16 protein-coding genes and 1 pseudogene are annotated in these 17,652 nt (G+C 38.6%); 6 read left to right on the top strand and 11 right to left on the bottom strand.

All coding sequences use genetic code 11. The features are described 5' to 3' along the window. Positions 1-231 precede the first annotated feature (231 nt). From BP621_RS07525 to BP621_RS07510, 4 genes are all read right to left on the bottom strand, one after another. The gene (locus BP621_RS07525) at positions 232-414 is read right to left on the bottom strand and encodes a CxxC-x17-CxxC domain-containing protein (protein ID WP_048134822.1); all 183 of its coding nucleotides are present in this window, start codon (positions 412-414) and stop codon (positions 232-234) included. Positions 415-885: 471 nt separating this feature from the next. Beyond that, the gene (locus BP621_RS07520; protein WP_292388885.1) at positions 886-1,077 is read right to left on the bottom strand and encodes a CxxC-x17-CxxC domain-containing protein; all 192 of its coding nucleotides are present in this window, start codon (positions 1,075-1,077) and stop codon (positions 886-888) included. A gap of 328 nt (positions 1,078-1,405) precedes the next feature. Continuing rightward, the gene (gene eif1A / locus BP621_RS07515; RefSeq protein WP_292388966.1) at positions 1,406-1,738 is read right to left on the bottom strand and encodes a translation initiation factor eIF-1A; all 333 of its coding nucleotides are present in this window, start codon (positions 1,736-1,738) and stop codon (positions 1,406-1,408) included. A gap of 283 nt (positions 1,739-2,021) precedes the next feature. Continuing rightward, the gene (locus tag BP621_RS07510) at positions 2,022-2,204 is read right to left on the bottom strand and encodes a CxxC-x17-CxxC domain-containing protein (protein ID WP_048134822.1); all 183 of its coding nucleotides are present in this window, start codon (positions 2,202-2,204) and stop codon (positions 2,022-2,024) included. 509 nt (positions 2,205-2,713) lie between these two features. Between BP621_RS07510 and BP621_RS07505 the strand changes: the two genes are divergently transcribed. Both BP621_RS07505 and BP621_RS07500 read left to right on the top strand, forming a co-directional pair. After that, positions 2,714-3,775, top strand: coding sequence for an NAD(P)-dependent alcohol dehydrogenase (locus BP621_RS07505; protein ID WP_292388880.1), 1,062 nt, complete (start codon positions 2,714-2,716; stop codon positions 3,773-3,775). A 1,022-nt stretch (positions 3,776-4,797) separates the two neighbouring features. Further along, positions 4,798-5,382 (top strand): class I SAM-dependent methyltransferase, encoded by a 585-nt coding sequence (locus BP621_RS07500; RefSeq protein WP_292388879.1) that lies wholly within the window; start codon positions 4,798-4,800, stop codon positions 5,380-5,382. Positions 5,383-5,850: 468 nt separating this feature from the next. Here the strand turns inward: BP621_RS07500 and BP621_RS07495 are convergent, their stop codons facing one another. Both BP621_RS07495 and BP621_RS07490 read right to left on the bottom strand, forming a co-directional pair. Beyond that, positions 5,851-6,345, bottom strand: a complete 495-nt coding sequence (locus tag BP621_RS07495) for a hypothetical protein (protein ID WP_292388878.1) — start codon at positions 6,343-6,345, stop codon at positions 5,851-5,853. Between the two features lie 468 nt (positions 6,346-6,813). Continuing rightward, positions 6,814-7,173: a P-II family nitrogen regulator gene (locus tag BP621_RS07490; protein WP_292388877.1), complete on the bottom strand. Its 360-nt coding sequence runs from the start codon at positions 7,171-7,173 to the stop codon at positions 6,814-6,816. Positions 7,174-7,427: 254 nt separating this feature from the next. Between BP621_RS07490 and BP621_RS07485 the strand changes: the two genes are divergently transcribed. Both BP621_RS07485 and BP621_RS07480 read left to right on the top strand, forming a co-directional pair. Continuing rightward, a complete protein-coding gene (locus BP621_RS07485) occupies positions 7,428-7,652 on the top strand; it encodes a hypothetical protein (protein ID WP_292388876.1) in 225 nt (74 codons plus the stop codon). Positions 7,653-7,836: 184 nt separating this feature from the next. Further along, the gene (locus tag BP621_RS07480; RefSeq protein WP_292388875.1) at positions 7,837-8,946 is read left to right on the top strand and encodes a hypothetical protein; all 1,110 of its coding nucleotides are present in this window, start codon (positions 7,837-7,839) and stop codon (positions 8,944-8,946) included. A 1,027-nt stretch (positions 8,947-9,973) separates the two neighbouring features. On the opposite strand, the gene BP621_RS07475 is transcribed toward BP621_RS07480, so the two are convergent. Further along, positions 9,974-10,972, bottom strand: a complete 999-nt coding sequence (locus BP621_RS07475; protein WP_292388873.1) for an NOG1 family protein — start codon at positions 10,970-10,972, stop codon at positions 9,974-9,976. A 359-nt stretch (positions 10,973-11,331) separates the two neighbouring features. On the opposite strand from BP621_RS07475, the gene BP621_RS07470 reads away from it, so the two are divergent. Then, the gene (locus tag BP621_RS07470; protein ID WP_292388872.1) at positions 11,332-12,207 is read left to right on the top strand and encodes a CBS domain-containing protein; all 876 of its coding nucleotides are present in this window, start codon (positions 11,332-11,334) and stop codon (positions 12,205-12,207) included. 130 nt (positions 12,208-12,337) lie between these two features. Here BP621_RS07470 and hisE read toward each other — a convergent pair whose 3' ends face one another. The 4 genes and pseudogenes from hisE to BP621_RS07450 all read right to left on the bottom strand — a co-directional run. Then, positions 12,338-12,652: a phosphoribosyl-ATP diphosphatase gene (hisE, locus tag BP621_RS07465; RefSeq protein ID WP_292388870.1), complete on the bottom strand. Its 315-nt coding sequence runs from the start codon at positions 12,650-12,652 to the stop codon at positions 12,338-12,340. 86 nt (positions 12,653-12,738) lie between these two features. After that, entirely contained in the window at positions 12,739-14,025 is a 1,287-nt protein-coding gene (locus tag BP621_RS07460) for a 3-isopropylmalate dehydratase large subunit (protein WP_292388965.1), read from the bottom strand. A 160-nt stretch (positions 14,026-14,185) separates the two neighbouring features. Beyond that, a complete protein-coding gene (locus BP621_RS07455; protein ID WP_292388868.1) occupies positions 14,186-14,992 on the bottom strand; it encodes a YkgJ family cysteine cluster protein in 807 nt (268 codons plus the stop codon). Between the two features lie 331 nt (positions 14,993-15,323). After that, positions 15,324-15,698: pseudogene (locus BP621_RS07450) on the bottom strand (transposase); the annotation flags it as partial. 649 nt (positions 15,699-16,347) lie between these two features. On the opposite strand from BP621_RS07450, the gene BP621_RS07445 reads away from it, so the two are divergent. Further along, a complete protein-coding gene (locus tag BP621_RS07445) occupies positions 16,348-17,553 on the top strand; it encodes a U32 family peptidase (RefSeq protein WP_292388867.1) in 1,206 nt (401 codons plus the stop codon). The last annotated feature ends 99 nt before the right edge of the window (positions 17,554-17,652 follow it).

Here is a 17,652-nt window from a genome sequence, read left to right as displayed (position 1 = left end):
AGCCAGGTTAATTCCTCCTTAATATTCTTTAATCAATTTTTATAAAAGTTTCATATTGAATAATTCGTACAGGTTCTCATTCTCGATGTCGTTTTGTTCCTACTTTTCCTGCTGCACGAGGTGGAAAGAAGTAAAGAAACAAAGAGAATAAACCAAAAAACAAAAAGAAAAGATGAATCAGGTGTGTTAATGTAAAATAATTACAGAACTAACACCTGATGCAGATTATCTTTAGAATTTCCTGTGGTTGGGAAGACATTCCCTGCAGTATACTGGTCTGCCTTCAGTCGGTTTGAACGGTACTTCGGTCTCAACACCGCAGTCAGAACAGGTCACTTTTGTCATTTCCCTTGGTCCGCTGTTACCGCGGAAACCTCCGGAATTTCCCCTGAAATTTCTGTCATTAAAAGCCATTTTCGTTTCACCTCCGCTCTAGCGGATAATCAATAGTTTAAAAACAAGATTGTATAGACCCTAGATTAAAAACAAAAATTGGTTTTTAATAACAGATTATACGTCTCTTTATTTTCAATGCATGCACTATACAGCCAAATTATATAAATGTGCCTATACAAATTGGCACAGAATATCTCAAATGAGAGAACTCTTTTTAAAAATAGTTTACGAAGGAGATAATAGCCTATTTTCTGGTAGCTCCTGAAAACAGAATTCGGTTAACAGGTTTTCACTGTAATCAGAAAAATCCCTCCCAAAGGAAAAGGTCACTTTGAGTAAAAAAGGCCCTGCTAAGGGCTCCTTTTAAATCTGCAAAAGCTCTGGATTAAGAAAAAAGCAGATTTTAATAATAAAATATAAAAAAGTATAAGCATAAGTCCGCTTGAGCGAAGCGAAACGGACCTCGTGCTCCCGACGCGAAATTCGGGCTTAGTATCTGCGGTTTTCTCTGGGCTTCCTGTGGTTAGGAAGACACTCTCTACAGTAAACCGGTCTTTCTGGATCAGGTTTGAAAGGTACTTCGGTTTCAACACCGCAATCAGAACAGGTTGTCTTGTACATTTCTCTGGGAGCGCCAAAATTAGAATTTCCTCTGAACATATTTCTGTCGTTAAAAGCCATTTTGTTTCACCTTTGTTTTAGTTGTTAATTAATTGTTTAGAAATAAGATTGTATATAACTCTTTGTTTAAAATCAAAAATTGGTTTTTAACAACAGGGTGTTATACATTTCTTTATTTTCAACACACGTACATTGCGCCTAAAATATATAAATATTTCTGCATAAATAAAAAAGCAAACTTCTTTTGATATAATAATTTATAAACATGATTTGCAGTGGAGATGGCAGGTGCGATCCTGCAGAAAAGTAAAATATGGATTTCAGGCATCTTTTCAGACACCTTTATTTCAGTAATTTATCTTGTACTAGGTATCTTTATAATTTTAAATCAGTACTTAATGTAGCCTTTCCGTTCAAGCCATTCTACCTGGGGCCTTGTGTATTTCCAAGTTATTTCAGCTTTAGAGTCCTGTACTTCCCAGGGATTGGCTATGACAATATCGCCTTCATGAATCCACATTCTCTTCTTTTTAGAGCCCGGAATCCGGCCCATGCGCACAACTCCATCCATACACTGAAGCGTTACCCTTTTCGAGCCAAGTAAACTTGATACTGTTGCCAGGACTTCATTCCTGTCCTTGCGAGGGATTCTTACTCTAGATACTTCAGGGGTATCTCCTGAGTTTGCTGGTTTTGTGGATCCGGATCTCCTTTTTCTAATAGTACTTCGGTAATTAGCCAGGTTAATTCCTCCTTGATGACCTTTGATTGGTTCTTTATAAGTTGAAAATTGATAAGTTGAGTCAAAAACTTATAAGTTGAAAATTGAATAATTCGCACCAGTTAATATTCCCGGTGCTGTTTTGTTCTTATTTCTCTCCTGTTTCGCTAGTGGAAATAAGTAAAGAAACAAAGAGAATGAACCAAAAAACGGAAAGAGAAGATGAATCAGGCGTTAATGTTAAATTTAATTATAAATTACTAACACCTGATGCAGATTATCTTTAGAATTTCCTGTGGTTAGGAAGACATTCTCTGCAGTATACTGGCCTGCCTTCAGTCGGTTTGAACGGTACTTCGGTCTCAACACCGCAGTCAGAACAGGTCACTTTTGTCATTTCCCTTGGTCCGCTGTTACCGCGGAAACCTCCGGAATTTCCCCTGAAATTTCTGTCATTAAAAGCCATTTTCGTTTCACCTCCGCTTTAGCAGATAGTTGTTAGTTTAAAAACAAGATTGTATAGACCCTTACATTAAAAAACAAAAATTGGTTTTTAATAACAGATTATACGTCTCTTTATTTTCAATGCATACACTAGCTAGTCAAGTTATATAAATGCACCTATAGAAAAGTAGATACACTCTCTTTCAAATGAGAGAAAACTTTACAGCCCAGGCTTGTAAAGTGTGCATAGATGCCTGAGACTCTGATTCCGGCTGATCACAGGTAAGGCGAAATTGATCGGCCCTACAAAATGCTCTTTTTTAATCTGCAAAAATCGCGGGTTTTTAATTTCTCTTTAGATTCGGGCGGGTGGATGGTGAGAAAAATATATTTTAATTGAATTGAGCTGAATGAAAATCAAATTCGAGTTTCCATCCTTAGTAATTATAAATACCACTACAGCAGATTAATATGCGGGTTATTATAAAAAGCATTGAAAAATAATTTTTTTGAAAAGGTTGGTGTAATAATATGAAAGGATTTGCAATGCTTGAAATTGGAAAAGTAGGCTGGATTGATGCTGAAAGACCTTCAGCAGGACCATATGATGCAATCGTGAGGCCTATTGCGGTCGCACCGTGTACATCAGATGTTCACACTGTCTGGGAAGGTGCGCTTGGAGACCGCAAAAACTTGATTTTAGGACATGAAGCTGTAGGTGTTATAGAAGAAATCGGATCAGAGGTTAAAGACTTCAAACCAGGTGATAAAGTAATTGTTCCTGCAATTACACCTGACTGGCGATCCATGGAGGCACAGGATGGAGTACCTATGCACTCAAATGGAATGCTTTCTGGATGGAAGTTTTCAAACTTCAAAAGTGGAATCTTTGCAGAATTTTTCCATGTAAATGATGCAGACATGAATTTAGCTCTACTTCCAAAAGGAATGCCCCTCGAACAAGCTGTCATGCTATCAGATATGGCAACTACTGGAATACAGGGTGCAGAAATGGCAAATATTAAAACGGGCTCTACAGTTGCAGTCATAGGAATTGGTCCTGTTGGTCTGATGGCAGTGGCAGGTGCATCTATTCTTGGTGCAGGTAGGCTCATTGCAGTAGGAAGTCGGAAAGTCTCTGTTGATCTTGCTCTGGAATACGGAGCATCTGAAATTATTGACTACAGAAGCGGTGGACTTGTTGAACAGATTCTTGAAAAAACGAATGGAAAAGGCGTGGACTCTGTAATCATAGCAGGAGGAAATGAAAACACAATTTCAGATGCAGTAAAAATTGTAAAACCTGGAGGAACGGTGTCAAACGTCAACTACTACGGAACCGGAAACATACTTCCCATTCCACGTATTGAATGGGGGTCGGGTATGTCTCAAAAAGATATACGTGGTGGCCTGACAACCGGGGGTCGTCTGAGAATGGAAAGAATGGCAGACCTATGTACCTACGGAAGAATAAAACCAGAAAAAATGGCCACCCATGTATTTGAAGGATTCGACAAAATAGAAGAGGCTCTCATGCTCATGAAAGAAAAACCAAGAGATCTGATCAAACCTGTTGTTCTTCTGGATGAATAAGCGAGTCAACTACCCCTCCCTAAACTCTTCGCAATGCTCAGAGTTTTGAGGAAGGGGTATTTTCGCATTATAGGATAAAGGATTGATCAGATAGGATAGAGTTTAAAAGATTGATCAGATAGGATAGAGTTTAAAAAGTAGCTAATGGTTAGACATCGTAAAATTTTCAGCGCTAAATTTTGAACTTCATTAATATACTATCATTTTTAGAGGATTTTTCACTAAAATGACTCATTCCTTTCAATCCTTTTCTTTCAACTTTTCATTCTTCATACTGATTTTTAGAAGTTTATCGATAACCCCAGCCACTCACTGCACCTAATCTTTCACATTGATCACAATTGCACTTATTATTGCTTGTATGCTCATTTTAAGAAGTCCCCAATATTTTGCTCTTTGCAATTGTAACGGCTATTGAGAATTCCTTATTCTTGGTGGTTTAGAATTCCCCAATCCTCAATGATAAAAGTTCGAGGATTGTGAATCATACTGAAAACAGAGATTTCTGATAGCTATTATTAATCCATAATTCACCTAAAAAACTTCACTAAATCCGAAAATCCTTCCAAAAAGAGAAAGAAATTGCGGAATCTAAAGAATCCCTGCAAAGTATATCTTATAAATCTGCAAAAATTACAATTTTCAAGTTATTTTTTAACAACTGGTTTTAAGCTAAATTCTAGCAGATCGTTGGCAGATAAAATATACTTAAATTGTACTGGTTATGGAGAAAGGTATTAAAAACATCTGTTCCGCATTCAGAAGCCCTTTTTTCAACACAAAAAATGAAGATTTTTATACTTGTTGTCAAAACCGCCAAAAACTTTAGAAATAAGAACCTAGAAAAGTAATTGAAGCTCAGACTTATCGCTAACCACACTTTTTTAGTAACATTAGTATATAAACATAGAATTACAATTTCATATAATGCTATCACATTTATTCTCATTACTGGACTTTGGAACTAAGTCATCGATCTAGCATCGAATGGCAATTTAACACTTTAGCTGTGGGGAATTAATTTGTTCTGGGATGAAGCATACAAGGGCACACCGCCGTGGGACGTAGATCATCCACAGTCCGCGTTTGAGGACCTTCTAAAAAGTGGAGAGATAAAGCCTGGTCGGGCTCTCGATATAGGATGCGGTCGGGGCGAGAATGCGATAATGCTGGCAATTAATGGTTGCAATGTTACGGGTATAGATATTGTAAAAAGTGCCATTTCCGACGCAAAGAAAAAGGCCGTGGAAAGGCATGTTAAGGTAAATTTTGTTGTAGGGGACGCACTGCAGATGGACTCTCTTTTCAGGGAGGCCGAATTTGACGTAGTCATTGATTCTGGCCTGTTTCATACGATGACAGACGAGGAGAGGCCGGGTTTTGCGCAGCAGGTGCATAGGGTGCTCAAGAAAGGCGGCAAATATTTTATGCTGTGTTTCTCCGATAAGGAGCCAGACGGATACGGGCCCAGAAGGGTCTCAAAAGCTGAAATCGAGAATACTTTCATTCCTCTTTTTAGCATTGTCTATATAATGGATGCAACTTTCGATTCACGTTTTGGTCCAGGTAGCAGAAAAGCCCACCTTTTATCTGCTGTCAGGAATTAATTATAGCATGAAAGTGTTTTTAAGGTCTCGTAATGTGCGAAATTGAGATGTCCTTCAAAGTGCTCTTTAAACCTACAAAAATCGAGGTTTTTCAATTTCTCTTTTCTTACCAAATGTATTCTGGGAAGATCTCAGCAGCCAGCAGGCGGGAGAAATATATTAAAACTGAATTGAACGTGAAGAGAAGTTCACTTTCAATCAGAAAAATTCCTCCCTAAAGGAAAAGATCACTTCGAGCAAAGAGACCCTGCAAAAGGCTTCTTATAAACCTACAAAAATCTGGAGTTTTCAATTTCTCTTTTCCTAACAAATGTACTCGGGGAAGATTTCAATAAATCGCTAGCAGAAAAAAATATACTTTAATTGAATTAAATTTCATGTAAAATTTTAACTGTTCACTTTATCAACTTTAAATTACAAACACTATTCACTTTATCAACTTTAAATTACAAACACTATATACTAACCTTAAAACTTCAAACCATCATCGGTCAATGTAATATCATAATTTCCAACAAAAAAAGTATCATGCACGTTTACACCGTTTACAGTTTGCCTGGGTGTATCGTTTATTTCCACTTTACGATCAGTTATATGAATTTTCTTGCCACCGATATAATAAATTCCGCTTACTGCTATGTAGCCGTCTTCTGTGATTTTGACATTGAAAACAACATCACCGTTTTCTTTTTCTGTTAATATGAGACCATTTCCTTTCTCAATTTCTCCCTGTACTTCAAATTTTTCGTTGATTTGAGTAAACTCATTTCTGTCTATTTTTGCTATAAGTTCGGAATTTTTATCCCGGATCTCCGTTGTCAGAATCAGATTGCCATCGCAGTTTTCCAGAGTAAATAAGTGCGTCTTGTCTCCAGTGTTTTTATCTGTCTGATATGACACTGTATATGCCTGGTCTGCGTATACGTTCGATCCCAGAATTAGCATATAATCATCTTGAGTCATGTGTTTTCGCCTGTGATTTTATGCATATATTTAATAGTATGATTATATAAAACGCTTCTTAATCAGTTATTGGGCAAAATGTGAATAATCATAAAACAGTCCTCCCAACAGGAAAGATCACGTCGAGCAAAAAAGACCCCGCAAAGGGCTCCTTCTAAATCTGCAAATCACGGATTTTCAATTTTTTTCAACAAACGTATTCGGGGAAGATTTTAGCAGACCGCCGGCAGGAAAAAATATGAGCTTATCCCATAATTCAAAACTTCTTCTACAAATCTCGAATTCGGAATCAATGAGTTTCTAATCACAAAAAATAATTCTGAAACTCTTATTGATTTTGAGGATAAGATTGGTTTTGGTATAAGCTCCGTAGATAGTCATTTTTTAAGTGTTATTTTAAAGATCTAATTAATCCGTGAGTGTAATAATGTCCACATAGTATCGTATTATAATACCCCGATCTATTTATCAAAGAGCGTCGTTTCCGACTTCTTTTGTGCGGATTCTTATAACGTTCTCTAGTGGTAGCACGAATATCTTGCCACTTCCGATATAACCGTCTATATCTTTTGATCCTCTTTCTATTGCTTCAATTGTCGTTTGCAGAAAATCATCTTTCACCGCAATTTCAATCTTGACTTTATCAAGCAGGTTTGCTTCGTATTTTTCAGTTTTAGTTCTATCAACATTTAGATGTCCTCCTTGGGCACCATATCCAGAAACAGATGACACTGTCAGTCCGTGTGCTCCAATTTTCTGAAGCTCTTTTTTAACACTGTCAAGCTTTTCTGGTCTTATCATTGCGATTATATATTTCATTGTTATCATCACTCAGCATCCGATTTCCTGTTTTATTCTATTTATAGTCTTCATATTAAAAATTAAATGATTTCTATAAAAATTAATAATAATGTTAACAATTTAAAAGTATTTGAGCACAAGTTCATCCAAAAACTAATCTTAGTTACACATTATCAAGATTTTCAGAATCACTTCCATAATCGTAAGGTCATTGACTATTCAAAATTAGAGATTTAAGGACATAATTCTGAGTTTTTGGATGAACTCATATTTTAATTGATTTGGTTATAGAAGAAAAGTTCACTTCAATCAGAAAAAGTCTTTCCAGTGAAAAAGATCACTTTGATAAAAAAGATCATTCAAAGGGTTTCTTTTCAAACAATAAAGATACAGGTTTTCGAGTTCTAAGATTTTTACATATATATTCTGGGAGATTGAGTAGAAAAATGCCAGAAATATATCTGAATTTAGTTATTCTTGACGGAATAAAAGGGAAAATAATTTAAATCTTGGAATACGTAAATTGGAACAGAAATTTTAGATAAGAAATTAAAGTTCTAGACAATTTTTTTAATACTAAATCAAAAATGTAATATGCCAGATGAAATCATGTTACAGAGATTTATATATAAATTAGGTCGAGGAGATTTAAGCATAACTTTGTCTGGAATAGAGGGGAAGTCATAATTTATGGAGTACATGTTTAAATTTTGCAATTTGCCTGATGACAAATCAACAATAAAAATGGTCAATGAAGCTGCAAGTCGTTTGCACTATAAGCTTAAAGGAATCGATCTAGAGGCTTTAGATATCTCAGATTATAACAAAAGATACTTTGGTTCCTTATTAGAAAACTTGCACTCTAATTTACAGAAGTATGCGTATATACTGGTATGGTCAATCACAAAAATAGAAATACCCTTAAAAAAGCTTGTTTTTTTAGATTACGGGGGAGGTTCCGGTATGTTATCCCTCCTCGCAAAAGAATGCAATATTGGAACGGTCATTTATAATGATATTTATGATGTATCTGCTAGAGATGCAGAATTAATAGGAAAAGCTATTGGAGATCAAGCTGACTATTACATTCCAGGGGATATTGATGAAATAATCGACTTTTTAAAGAAGAAATCAATTAACTGCAACGCAATAGCCAACTATGATGTTATAGAACATATCTATGATATAGAAGAATTTTTGAAGAAAATGCCTTTGATTTCAAATAATAATTTAAGAGTGTTTTTTTCCTCTGGTGCAAATCCTTATAATCCTTTTATCAAGAGGAAACTCGTAAAAAACCATCATAGGTGCGAACTCATAGATCGAGAACAGGTATTTGGTAGTAAAAAAAGAGATCCCCTAGAAGCATATTCTAAAATTAGAAAAAAATTGGTAAAAAATTTAAATCCAGACCTTTCCGAAGATCAAGTTGCTTACTTAGTCGCTGCTACTAGGGGGCTGATTGAATATGATATTAAAAAAGCAGTAAATGAATTTTCAATCAGTGGAACCATTACTTTAAAGCAAAAGTATCCCCAATATTCCTCAAATACCTGTGACCCTTACACCGGTAACTGGGCAGAACATTTGATGGACATATACCAGTTAAGAAATGTTTTGCAGAGTGAGAACTTCCAAGCTGATATCTGGCGTGGATATTATGGCGACTCAAATACCTTATTAAAGTGTCTAGCAGCTCGATCTTTAAACTTGTTAATTAAAAACTTAGGAAGACATGGGTTGGTATTATCTCCATTTTTTACACTTTGTGGAAATATAGCGCCACAATCATCTCATTAATCCCTAAAAATCTTAGCTCAAAAAATCCATAATGTAACTTAAATAAGTTCAATTCATAAGTTATAGAGATCCTTCCAAATCAGTATTAAAACTAAGGATGCAGGATGCTTATTTTGGACAATAAATATGTATTTAGATTTCCCCAATTAAGGTACACACTAAAAACCAATTTTCTTGAAAAATAATCCATAATGATCTTTAAAATTTATAAATAAACGCGATAAAAACTTTATTTGCTCACAATTTACGATTATTTATAACTAAGGTATCTGATGTCATTTTCATCCATACGAAATTAAATGATAAAAGCGAGGAAAAAAAGATGATTAATCAATTAATTGAAGCGCCTAAGTCCTCTAAATATCAAATAAATTGCTTAATGCATGTACCTTAATTGGGGAGGATTAACATTACATTTAATTGGGCAAATAAAGCTTAATAGTCCTTAAATAACTAATCATCTTTTGAGGGATATAATAAGTTAACAACGAAGAAGTTCCTCATTTTTGGGGTTTTAAGTTCCCCAATTTTATCTTATTTTAACAACGAATTCCATCTCCTGAGATAAAACCAGGGTAAATCAGTCCGCTTGGAAAAAATAAAACAATTACTCTTATCCATAATTCAGCCCTCTTGAGCGCAACCGTTGCGCCGGTTGATCACGCCGCTGCTCGGGTTTTCGATAAAATCTTTTTTGAAAAGGTTTGCGGACAAGCTTTTTTAAAAGGATTGTGATCACGCCGAATAGGTGACCCAAAACGAAATTTGAGTAAATAAACCCCCGAATGAGTTGAAAATCAGTTTCTCGTTATCATGATTTAGCCCTCTTGGCTCAGCTAAATAACTTCGCTATAATTCAGCCGTCTTGAGCGAAGCGAAAAGGGCTCCGTCCTCCCAAGACGGAACTCGGGCAGTGAAAAGGGCTCTGTCCTCCCGAGACGGGACTCGGGCAGCGAAAAGGGCTCTGTCCTCCGAGAGTCGGGTGATGGAACCCAGACAGCGGGAATCGAGTGGTGACTAGGCCGGATCAGATTGCAGGCTCGGTGTCCGGCTCTTCGGAAGAAGAAAAGCGTTTTTCTTCAATCATCTGCATAAGCTTGTCCATAACACCTTCAATTCCTTCCCCGGTAACTGTGGAAATATTAAACCCAACTTCATCAATTTTCTTAAACTCTGACCTGTCAGCTTTGTTTGCAACAACAAGCATGGGAAGTTTGAAGTTCTCCCGGATTTCTGCAAGCAGATGTTTCTGGGCTTCGATTTCGTATCCGCAGCTTTCACTGGGGTCAATCATAAACATCACAACCGCGTCAAGGTAATGAATTGCTGTGATTGCCTGCCTTTCTATATAGTTTCTCTCGGACATCGGGCGATCAAGAAGCCCTGGGGTATCCATAACCTGGTAACGCACTCCGTCCCGCGTGAAATGCCCGATTGTTACGCCTTTTGTTGTAAATGGATATGGAGCGATTTCAGGGCTTGCTCCTGTAATTTTTGAGACGAAACTTGACTTTCCAACATTCGGATAGCCAGCAATCACAATTGTGGGCTCATCCTGCACATCAGGAAGTTTTCGCAAGATATTTCGGGCTTCGTTCAGGAAGAGAAGATCCTTGTTAATTGACTTGATAATAGAGGCAAGTCTTCCAAAGGCCTCTTTCCGGACAGGTTCCGGGAGATCCGAGTTCCTAATTTTCCCAACATAGCTTCTTGAAATCTCATGGATCTTCCTGCTGGCCCAGTCCACAGATGCAAGAGACATCTTCAGTTTTTCTATGCCTACAAGGATATCCGTGAGTTCATAATAAAATCTGGGTAATTGTTCGAAACTTGGGAACCGCCTGACGATGTTTGCAAGATTATCCGTCAGAATGTTTGCGGCTGTCAACAACATGGACTCATTGGCCCTTAGTCGGCTTTCCCTGCTATCTATGGTTTTCCCGGACATAGCTCGCGCTGACCGCTTAAAGGCCTTATTGATTAATTCATCGGAAGTGGGAACGGTGTGAATTTTCTCGAAGATCATTATGTTCTAACCCTCTGGGGACTCTGCTAAGTTATATAAACGTTATTATAGGTGAAGAATTTCAACAAAATAAATTCGCAAGCGAGAGTCTCGCAGAGATTCTGAAGGCGATTCCCTGAGAGAAGATTCATTGCTCGGTTTTGAATTTATAATTATAAATCCTGTGATAAACTCTAATATAAAGTGAAAAACCAGATAGATATTTAAAGCAGAACCGGACTGTATTTATATTTGTAATGATAATTTGTAATAAGATTTATAATCATTAATTATGGTAAATATATGCGTCTACTTACATTATCTAGATATCAATTTTATACATCATTCTTATAAAGGTATATGAAATTAATGGTGGTAGTATGGAACTTACTCCTATTCAAAAAGACATTATTATTGCATTAATCAACCTTCAGCGGCAAAAGGACCGGGCAATCAAAGGAGAAGAGATAGCTGAGGTAATCAAGCGCAATCCTGGAACTATCCGCAATCAGATGCAGTTACTAAAGGCCCTTGGGCTTGTAGAGGGAGTGCCCGGACCAAAAGGAGGCTATAAACCCACAGGAGCAGCATATGACGCATTAAAAATTCAACAACTGAAAAATGAGTCCGTGGTTCCCCTTTACAGGAACAATGCGTTAGTTACTGGAGCTACAGCTGCCGATATTAGTTTTACCACGGTAAGGAGTCCTGATGCCTGCAGCGGAGTCGTCCGCGTAATAGGAAACACAAAAGACTTCGTAATGGACGATAAGCTTCAGGTAGGCCCCACGCCTGTAAACCGCCTGATAATCCGTGGAGAAGTCACAGGAAGGGATGACACTAACAATTCAATTCTGTTCAATATTACGGAAATGATTTCTCTCCCTAAAAAACACGTAAAACATTATATGAAGTATCCTCCTTTGCTTGTGAACCTAAATGCAAGTATCCAGGAAGCAACGAGACTTTTTATCCGGAACAACGTTCACGGAGCTCCTGTAGATGATAAAGGAAAAATCGTAGGAATCATTACCTACACCGATATTGCCCATGCAATTGCCCAGGGGAAACCAAACGTAAAAGTCAAAGATATCATGACAAAAGAACTTATCACGGTTGATGGGGATATGCAACTCTACGATGTGGTAAAACTTTTCCACAAGTACAATGTAGGAAGGCTTATCGTAACTATTAATGGCGTACCCAAAGGCACACTGTCAAAAACCGATGTCCTGAACGAATTGGCAGTGTACTGAAAAATTAAGGCTTTTCGTGGCTCTTTGAAAAAACGAAAAGAAGTCAGTAGAAATAGCCGGAAAAATTCGATGTTTATAAAATCTCGGATTGTCCGGATTCTCAAACCAGGAGGTAAAAACCTCCAGGTCTTCAATCCCTTTTCATGTTTTCATGTCGGGCACTGAGCTCGGCTGCGATTTCATCAAGGGTAACGTTATTTGCCGCAAGCATTACAAGAAGATGGAAAATAAGGTCTGAACTTTCAGAAACGATCTCTGCATGGTTTTCGTTCCTGACCGCGAGGATTGTTTCAATTGATTCCTCGCCTACTTTTTCAAGAATCTTATTCATACCTTTACGGTGGTTCAAAAGCTTGCAGACATATGAGCGTTCGTCATAGTTCTGTTTTCGGTCCAGTATGATCTCATATACCCTGTTCAAGATTGATAGGTCAGCATCCGGCATTTTAACACCTGTTTAATTAACACGGACATATATTTAAAAAATTCAAATTGAGAGAAATATCCAAAAAAGTAGAAACAGGAGATTTTTCAAACTTTCCTTGGATCAGTGATTTCTCCGGTAAGGGCTGATGCTCCTGCAGTCGCAGGGGAAGACAAATATACAAAAGATTCGGGACTTCCTTCTCTGCCCTTGAAGTTACGATTCGAGGTTGCAAGGCCCACTTCTCCTGCACCAAGCAAGCCGAAAGAGCCACCCATACAGGGTCCACAGCACGGGGATTCTACAATTGCACCTGCATTCATGAGCTTTTCTATATACCCGGCCTTTAAGAGTTTCAGGTACTCGGTCCTTGAAGCAGGAACTACAAGCAGGCGAATGCCCTTAGCTACTGGTTCGTCGCCCATAATATCAGCCATGATTTTAATATCTTCGAACCTGCCGTTCGTGCAGGAACCCACAAAGATCTGGTCAAGTTTGGTACCCTCTACCTCAGTTACGGGTTTTACATTATCCACATGGTGAGGACAGGCTACCTGGGGCTCAAGGTCGGATATATCGTAGTGCCGAATTCCCACATATTTTGCATCTTCATCAGATTTCCAATATGGGTCGAATTCGTAATACATAATCCGCTCTTTGAGGTATTCTGCAGTCACTTCATCGGCTTCGATAATTCCTGCCTTTCCACCCATCTCGATTGCCATATTGGACATAGTCATACGTTCGGGGATCGAGAGAGAATGAATTGTTGAGCCTCCAAACTCCGCTGCCATATATCTGGCCCCTTCTACTCCTACGTCACCTATCAAGTGGAGGATAAGGTCTTTGGAATAAACACGCTCTGGCAGCTTACCTTCCACTTCAAAGCGGAAAGTTTCAGGTACCCTGAACCAGAGTTTGCCAGTGGCAAAAACCGCTGCCATATCAGTAGACCCTATACCTGTAGAGAATGCCCCCAGAGCACCATAAGCACAAGTATGCGAGTCGGAGCCAACTATAAGGTTTCCTGGTAGCACGTGCCCTTTTTCGGGAAGGACCTGATGGCAAACTCCTTCATATACATCATAATTTAAAATGCCCTGTTCTTCAGCAAACTCTCGAAGCATAATATGATTTGCTGTGGCGTTAATAGAATCTGCAGGAACCTGGTGATCGAATATGATTACTATTTTCGCCGGATCCCAGACTTTTTTCTCTTCTCTATCCTTCATTATCTCGTAAAAGCCTTTGACTGCTAGCGGACCTGTAATGTCGTGAGTCATTGCCAGGTCTATATTTGCCAGTACGAAATCCCCAGCTTTTACGGATCTTCCGGAGGCCTTCGAAAAGATCTTTTCCGAAACGGTCATCGGACGAATTTCATTACCAGACATCCCGGTCATGGGAAATAACTGGCTCTTTCTAATAAATAAACTTAATTGATGATGCAGGTCGGCAAGGATTTAAAAATCTCTCAGGGTTATGGAAAAACTGGGTAAGTGAAAATAAGAGCAGTTTAGCCTGAAAAGTTTGAAGCTTTGTAACTCCTTGCTCTTAATCGCTAATTTCAATACTTCCCCGACTATCGTGAACTATACAGGTACATGTGCCTTTCTCCAGGCTCGTTTTTGCAAGTTCGAGGCCCTTTTCCCCTCTCCTGAAGTCTACGAAGTTTTCATACATGCCAAGCATATCCTCAAGTTCCGAAATATACCTGAAGAGGAGATCCTCTGCCATTTTTCGGCTCTCTTCTACAGAGATCGGGGACCCAAGACCTTCACATTCGCAGGTCTGTAATCTCAGCCCTTCGATATAAAACGGATAAGTGCTGCAGAGCATAGGGCGCACTGGATAGATCCGGCATTTGTGTATATCTCTTTCAAGGAAAATGCAGTCTCCGTTTCTCTTTCGTCTTAGTATCCATCCAAAGGCGTGAATCTTGCCTTCATAATCGATACAATCTATAAGAGATTCAAGAAGTTCCGGAGAAAACGACTCTTCATTTTCCCCCGATGGCCTGAATGGCATTTCTAAACCTTTTTCTTCAAACTCCCCTGTCCCATCCTGGATAGAGCCCTCAGTCACAAACGCTCCTGCAATCTCCAGTTTTGAGAGGCCTGTATATTCCCGGATTCTTTCAATTTCGGAAGGAATCACCGCTACCCTGTTATCCCCGAAAGCTCGCCTGCAGCATTTTCCACAGTGCTGGCAGAAGAACCCGATTTTCCGGATTTCATCTGCAAGCTTTTCGGGGTCAAGTTTGCGAGCCATTTCTATTTCTTTCTTGAGACCGGCAATAAGAAGGCGCTGATAGCTTGTTTTTTCGGACTCCGGCTTATTTTCTGTGCTGGAAGCTTCCATACAAAGACTCGTGCCCTACTGGTACATCAAATTAACGCAAGCGGATTGACGCCAGGAATATTCGGAAATCTCATTTCAGAACCTTTACCTGGCTGACAATGGATCGTGCAGTAGTTCCGATTTACTTTAGTTCCGAATAACTACTCATACCAATTTTGATTTTTATTCAATGGTTCACAAGAAAAGTCTTCATCCCATCTATTCTTAGGACTTACGCATTTGCCTGCTTTGCAGGCGACTTTCTAGTTTTTTACTTTTTAATCTAATTTATAGATTGGATTTCTGGGATATTGACTTACAGCATTTCTTGTAATACTTAATTTTGTCTCAAACCATGCATTCCCGGAGTTTCTGTAGTTTTAACGGATTGACTATCTAAAATAGCTGCACTAGGTTCTGATTCTCTGCCATATGCCATTCTCAGTTCAGTTCTCAGTGCAGCATTTATACGTTCCCAAAATCCAGTAAGTCGCCAAAGACGGAAATAGTGGTAGACAGTTTTCCAAGGTGGAAATTCGTGGGGTAACATTCGACAGGCACAACCAGAACGTAACAAATAGAAGATGGCATTCAAGATTTCGCGATAAGGATGAACACGTTTTCGACCTTTATTCGTCTTGAAATTAGGGAAATAAGGCTTGATTAGTTCCCATTCTCGATAAGATAAATCACTAGGATAAGGAATTCTTTTAATTTGTTCTGACACTAGCGAACGATATGATTACATGCAGTATTTAATTTTAAGACAGCCTCTAAGCGATAAAAAACTATTAACGGTTAAGAATAAAAAATTATATATAGTTGGGAATGAAAAAATATGCAAAAATCAGTTAAAAATGTCGAAGAAAAGGACTCAGTTCCAAAATCTAGTGGTAAAAATAAGCTTAACATCAAAAAATAAGTGTAACATCACTACATAGATTTATAATTTTATAATTCTATAATGATGTTATGCACAACAACGTAACTATAAATCTTACCCTTAATAACTTTTAGGAGCTCCCTTTCCGCTTAGACCTTTTTGATAATTTTAGCGATGATTATGAATTCTTCTCCCATTTCTTTTCTAAATTCTATGTAATCTCTCTCGACTTCTTCGAGTTCGTATTCCATTATATCCCCCTATCTTCGATTATAGTAACAGTAATTTATTCTTGCCTTTGTTTATTAACAAAAGCTATTTCTCCAAATTTACCTTAATCCCCATTTTGGAAAATGCTCTCCATTTATATAAGTTTTCCGTAAACCCGCGAGTCTTACTACTAACTGCTATAAGTTGACGTTTTCTACTAATTTTGTTAAACTGTGTAGAGCAACAAGATATTTTAAATGAAATATAGGTGTTTTCTGTCTTCATGCATAAAAGTTCAAAACCTGAACTCCTTGTAGGGGTCAGGAACCTTTCAGGGCTTAAGGCCTGCTCAGGATATGCAGATGCTGTCTACTTTTCAACCGACAGGCTCAGCCTGAGGGCAAAAGCAAAAGAAATTACTCTGGAGACTCTTGACAATTTTGTCTCGGAGGTAAAAACTAGAGGGCTCAAGGCCTATCTGGCTGTAAACTCGACAGTAAATGAGGAAAAGCTCGGAGATGCATCGGATGTGATAACTGCAGCTGCGAATGCTGGAGTAGACGCAGTTATTGCCTGGGACCCGACTGTAATTCTCAGAGCACGGAAAGCGGGGCTTCGAATTCACATCTCCACGCAGGCAAATATTACCAACCATGAAACTGCAAATTTCTACAGAAATCTCGGGGCCGAAAGGATTGTGCTTTCAAGAGAGCTTTCCCTTGAAGAAATACGGAAGATAAGCCAGCAGACTGAAGTAGAAATTGAAACTTTCGTCCACGGCGCAATGTGCATGGCAGTCTCAGGCCGATGCCATCTGTCAGCTTACGTTCTTGGAAAATCCGGAAATTGCGGAGAATGCACTCAGCCTTGCCGCTGGGAGTGGGAACTTCATGGAGAAAACGGGCTTGTTGCTGCAAGCCTTGGAAAATATCTTCTAAGTGCAAAAGATCTCTGTATGATAGGGCATATTCCCGAGCTCCTTGAAGCGGGCATAGCTGCCTTTAAAGTGGAAGGGCGGCTGCGAGACCCTGGATACATTGAAACGGTTTCCCGCTGTTACAGGGAAGCTATCGACGCCTGCATAGAAGAAAACTATACTCCTGAGAAAATAGAAGCTTGGAAGCGTGAACTTGCTTCGGTCTATAACAGGGGCTTTTCAACTGGCTTTTACTTTGGGGTTCCGGGTCTTGAAGGCTTTTCTCCTGAAAAAGATATGAATGCCTCGGAAAAGCAACGCAGGGCTGTGGGAATTATTGAAAATTATTATCCAAAACAGCAAGCTGCAGCCGTCAGTCTTCTAGAAGACGGAATTTCGGTTGGAGACGAGATCGTAATTGAAGGAAATACGACTTATTTGAGGCAGCAAGTCCGTTCCCTGAAGAAAAAAGGCGAGACCGTTGAAAGGGCTGAAAAAGGAGATACCGTTGGCCTTGCTGTTGGAGTGCCCGTTCGAAAAAATGACAGAATTTTCATAATACAGTTGAAATAAGCAAAATGTTATGAGTATAAGTAAAATCTTATGAGTAGATCATAATAGGACTTACGCACTTGAGGAATAAAATCAATTACGGCAAAGACTGTTGATTAA

This window comes from Methanosarcina sp. UBA5, assembly GCF_002505485.1.
GTDB lineage: Archaea > Halobacteriota > Methanosarcinia > Methanosarcinales > Methanosarcinaceae > Methanosarcina.
This window is presented reverse-complemented; position numbering and strand designations above follow the sequence as displayed.